Origin of the sequence: uncultured Enterovirga sp. (genome assembly GCF_964242715.1) — a bacterium.
Lineage (GTDB): Bacteria > Pseudomonadota > Alphaproteobacteria > Rhizobiales > Beijerinckiaceae > Enterovirga.
The window spans coordinates 1-4588 of record NZ_CAXTAZ010000103.1 but is presented as its reverse complement, the minus strand read 5'-3'; the positions used below and the strand labels follow the sequence as shown (position 1 = coordinate 4588).

At 65.7% G+C, this 4588-nt stretch carries 4 protein-coding genes; 2 read left to right on the top strand and 2 right to left on the bottom strand.

The annotated features are described in order from the left end of the window. Positions 1-39: 39 nt before the first annotated feature. Positions 40-570, bottom strand: coding sequence for a hypothetical protein (locus tag ACFE87_RS24665; RefSeq protein ID WP_375462301.1), 531 nt, complete (start codon positions 568-570; stop codon positions 40-42). Then, positions 567-1064: a hypothetical protein gene (locus tag ACFE87_RS24660; protein ID WP_375462300.1), complete on the bottom strand. Its 498-nt coding sequence runs from the start codon at positions 1062-1064 to the stop codon at positions 567-569. Before ACFE87_RS24660 ends, ACFE87_RS24665 begins: the two co-directional genes overlap by 4 nt. Positions 1065-2136: 1072 nt before the next feature. Between ACFE87_RS24660 and ACFE87_RS24655 the strand changes: the two genes are divergently transcribed. Both ACFE87_RS24655 and pheS read left to right on the top strand, forming a co-directional pair. After that, positions 2137-3489, top strand: coding sequence for a hypothetical protein (locus ACFE87_RS24655; RefSeq protein ID WP_375462299.1), 1353 nt, complete (start codon positions 2137-2139; stop codon positions 3487-3489). A gap of 83 nt (positions 3490-3572) precedes the next feature. After that, a partial coding sequence (gene pheS / locus ACFE87_RS24650) for a phenylalanine--tRNA ligase subunit alpha (protein ID WP_375462298.1) occupies positions 3573-4588 on the top strand: 1016 nt, incomplete at its 3' end.

The following is a 4588-nucleotide window of genomic DNA, read 5'->3' as shown; positions in this document are numbered from 1 at the left end:
GAGTGAATCACGGCCGAGCAGCCGGCGCGAGCGGGTTCTTCAACAGCCTGCTAGGGACGTGAGCTTGATGTCCTCGCTGTCGGCAGTATCGAGCCAGCCTGCAGTCCCCGCCTGCTGCAGTGTATTTTTTAGATCAGCCGGGACGGGCCACTGGAGGTGCTTGAAGTAGGTGAAGACGGCCTGTGCAGTCACTTTTTCTATCTCGATTGTGTCTCGCAAGTAGTACACGGCCACGACGCACTTCTCCTTCACGTTCGTCGGCAATTTTGCAGCGGCGAACTGACCCGCAGACTGCTTGCCTGGTGGGCTCAGGTTGAGACTCTTGTCCATGGAGATGATCGTCTTAGACTTCTTCGACGTTTTGCCCTTTGCCGACGTTGTCCCGGGGTTCGCGGGTAGCGGCATCAATGCGGCGCTAGGCTTCGCCAGTCCCGCCTGATCGACCGGCGGAACGATCAGCGCCGGAGCGCCGAATTTCAGCTGCGCCCAACTCAGGACACGGACGCGTTCGTCCGGGTTAAGCGCACCGAGCGCGTTGTCTACAGCTTCGATAGCCTTCACTTCGCTCATTGCTCAGCCTCCCGCGTAAGCCGCGCCTCGACCCATCGGCAGCCGGCCTCGGTGACCTTGTAAGACTTACGCGCCTGCCGAGAGCTTCCGGCCTTCCGCAGCTGAATGATCAGCGCTGGCTTCTCTCTCATTGCTGACGACAACGCGTCCGTAACATTGCCGACGCCGTGACCAAGATCCTTGAGCATTGCGTTCAGTTCTATCGACTGAAACTGGGTGGCGCCCTGGGTCTTTTGCCAATAGGCGGCCACAACGACTTTCTCCCTGTCGAGCTTCGGCCCAACTGCGTGATAGAGATCGGCAAACGTTTGAGAGGCTCCCTCGCTAGCGGCTACATTAGGCGTTGACTCTCTAATGTGCGCTGGTGTCGCCGCGCGACTCACGTTGAACTTGTCGCACAACCAAGTCAGGACGCGTTTCTGAGCCGCCTCGTCAAGTTGCGCGATTCCGGCGGCTGCTTGCTGCAAGGCTCTAAGTTCGACGTCTTCATCCATGGCCTACATCCCACCTCACCGTGGATCATTCGATCGGATAAGTCAACGAGTAACAATCGATATTAGCTCTGGCAACATCGAATAGCGCGCAAAATCATGGCCTTGAGATTTATACGTTGGTCGAAGTTGCAGTGCCGTCTTTCGACGGCTGCGGTCAGGGACGGCAATGCCTGCACTTACCACCGAAGTGAAAGATCAGGCTGGCGCGATAGTGAATGGAGTTACCGTGGTATAGCAGTATGTTGAGAGGAGCTTTGTTTGGCCAGTGAACTCTTCATGACATCTCGGCGAGAGGCTCAGGCCTTGCCGTCCTCGACCGTCGCGGTCACATATGGCCTAAGCCACATTGAACTGAGAATAATGGTATGTGCCGTTGCCGTCACACCTAGCCAGGAGTAGCGGACGGCGCTCGGTGCTTTGAGACGGCGAAGCGCACCTCCTCGACCGCACGGGAGTGGCTCCCTGAGCCCTCCTCCCTAACCCGGCTCGGAATGCCGCCCCAGTCCGCTCTCTCGCCGGCTTCGCCGGTCCCGTTCGGGAGAGGGTTGGCGTCGCGGCGCTCGACATTTATCGCCAGATAGGAATATACACCGTTCGTCTCGTCCACCGAGGGGCGCGCTCATGAGGCGTCGCGAGTGTGGGGCGGATCGGCGCCTGCGGGTGGGGTTCATGCGGGGTGGGGCCGCGTGCTCTCTCGTCATTGCGAGGAGGCGTAGCCGACGAAGCAACCCAGGGGCCGCAAAGTAGCGGGTGGGCTCTGGGTTGCTTCGCTTCGCTCGCCATGACGGTTGGACGATTCACCACCGTCCTCTTGACATATATTCCTAGTTTGGCTACACGCCCCTCGTCCCCTCCGGCGAGGGAGGCTGTAGAGGCCCTGCCGCCCGCACGGCCGGCACACCACGCGCAGCCTCGCATAGGGATAGTCCGACAGGCGCACGAGACCCGGCATGGGCGAATCTCCCGAAGGTGGGGTCCGGTTCTGTTCCGGTTTCGTTCTGGTGTCGAGCCGGGCGCGAAGCCCGCGTTAAGGCTTTTGGGCCAGCCTGCACCGACCCTGCCGGAGCCGCGCGTGACCCTGACCCCGAGCTCCGCCCGCCCGATCGCGCTCGCGGCCTTCGCGCTCGGTCTCGGGCTGCGCTTCGCCTTCCTCGACTACGAGACGCCGGACGTCACGCTCTATCTCCGGCCCTGGTATCTCTACGCCGCCGAGCATGGCTGGGCCGCGCTCGCGACCGGTTTTACCAACTACACGCCGGTCTACACTTACCTGCTGGTCGCGGTGGCGCAGCTCGACGGGCTCGCGGCGCCGCTGACGCTCGTGAAGCTCATCTCCTACCCGTTCGAATTCGGCTCCGCGCTGCTGGCCGCCCGCCTCGTCGGCCTCGTCGATCCGCGGCCGGAACGCCGGGCGATCGCCTTCACGGCGGTCTGGCTGGCGCCGAGCGTGCTCCATAACGGCGCTTTCTGGGGCCAATGCGATTCGATCTGGACCTTCTTCCTCCTCCTCGCCCTCCTGCTGTTCTGCCGCGACCGGATGGGGCCGGGCTTCGTCGCCTTCGCGGTCGCCTGTTCGGTCAAGCTGCAGGCGGTCTTCCTCGGGCCGCTCGTCCTCGCGCTGATCTGGCGCCGCCCCGCCCGCGCCGCCTGGCTGCTTGCGATCCCGGTCGTCTATCTCGCGCTCGCCATCCCGGCCCTCCTCGCCGGGCGGCCCTTGCGCGAAATCCTCCTCCTCTATGCCGACCAGGCCGGCGCCTTCCCGTCGCTCTCCAAGGGGGCGGCCAACCTCTACCTCCTGATCCCGGACTCGCTCTACGGCCCCGGCTTAGTGGTCGGCCTGGTGGCGACGCTGGTCGCCGGCCTCGTCTTCGCCGCCCGGGTCGGGCGGGCACCAAAACTGCCGCCGGAGCATCTGCTGCTGGCGGCCGCCGTGTCGCTCGCGCTCGTGCCCTTCCTGCTCCCGAAGATGCACGACCGCTTCTTCTACCCCTTCGAGCTCGTCGTCATCGTGCTCGCCTGCATCCGGCCTTTCCTCGTCCCGGTCGCCGCGATGGCGCAGGTCACCTCGGCCCTCTGCACCCTGCCCTTCGACGGCCGCGGCGACGTCGCCCAGCCGGTGGCCGGCCTCGCGATGCTGGTCATCCTCCTCTACCTCGCGAGTCTGCTCGGCCGCGCCCTCGCCGGGCGTTTCGGCCCGGACGGCGCCCTCTCGGGGAACCGCGAAGCCTTCACCCGGCCGAGCGCCGCGCTCTGGTTCGCCTTCGCGATCTACATGGCCGGGCTCCAGGCGGCATCGGCCTTCTGGGGGATGGGTCGGTTGTGGCCTGCCCTGCCGGAGCCGGTCGGCCTCGCCGCCTTCGCGGTCATCCTCGCCGGCGTCGTCTGGGCGCTCCGGCGGGCGGAGTGCACCCGCGTCGCGGCCTGATTGCGCCGGCTTCCTCGACAGCCCCGCCGGCCGCGTGCCAATAGCGCGCTCCGGTCAGGATCGAGGGTGCAGGTTCGAGGGTGATGGACGAGGGTGGAATGGGCGCGCTGGAGGAGGATCTCCGGCAGCAGATCGAGGCCGCATCGGACGCGGCGGAGCTGGAAGCTGTCCGCGTCGCGGCGCTCGGCAAGAAGGGCTCCGTCTCGGAGCTGCTGAAGACGCTCGGCCGGATGAGCCCCGAGGAGCGGCGCGTCCAGGGCCCGCTCGTCAACAGCCTGCGGGATTCCATCCAGGCCGCGCTCCTTGCACGCCGCGACGTGCTGGCCAATGCCGCCCTCGACGCCCGGCTCGCCTCCGAGCGGATCGACGTGACGCTGCCGGTCCGGCCCGGGCCGGAGGTTACCGGCCGCATCCACCCGATCAGCCAGGTGGTGGACGAGATCACGGCGATCTTCGCCGATATGGGTTTCCGCGTCGCCGAGGGTCCCGACATTGAGACGGACGAGCTCAACTTCACAGCGCTCAACTTCCCCGTCGGCCACCCGGCCCGGGAGATGCACGACACCTTCTTCCTGAAGCCGGATGCGAATGGCCAGCGAAAGGTGCTCCGCACCCACACCTCGCCCGTGCAAATCCGCACGATGCGAAGCGAGGCGCCGCCGATCCGGGTCATCATCCCGGGCCGCACCTACCGGCACGATTCCGACCAGACCCACACGCCGATGTTCCACCAGGTCGAGGGCCTCGTGATCGACGACCGGGCGACGATCGCCAACATGCGCTGGGTGCTGGAGGAGTTCTGCCGCGCCTTCTTCGAGGTGGAGGAGGTGAAGATGCGCTTCCGGCCGTCCTTCTTCCCCTTCACGGAGCCCTCGGCCGAGGTCGACATCCAGTGCCGCCGCACCGGCGACGAGATCCGCTTCGGCGAGGGCGACGACTGGCTCGAGATCCTCGGCTGCGGCATGGTCCACCCGAACGTGCTGCGAAATTGCGGCCTCGACCCCGACCAGGTCCAGGGCTTCGCCTGGGGCATGGGCATCGACCGCATCGCCATGCTGAAATACGGCATGCCGGACCTGCGCGCCTTCTTCGACGCGGA

Excerpts from the sequence above, each read along its gene's own strand:
- ACFE87_RS24665 (WP_375462301.1), bottom strand. The coding sequence starts at position 570 with ATGAGCGAAGTGAAGGCTATCGAAGCTGTAGACAACGCGCTCGGTGCG.
- ACFE87_RS24660 (WP_375462300.1), bottom strand. The coding sequence starts at position 1,064 with ATGGATGAAGACGTCGAACTTAGAGCCTTGCAGCAAGCAGCCGCCGGA.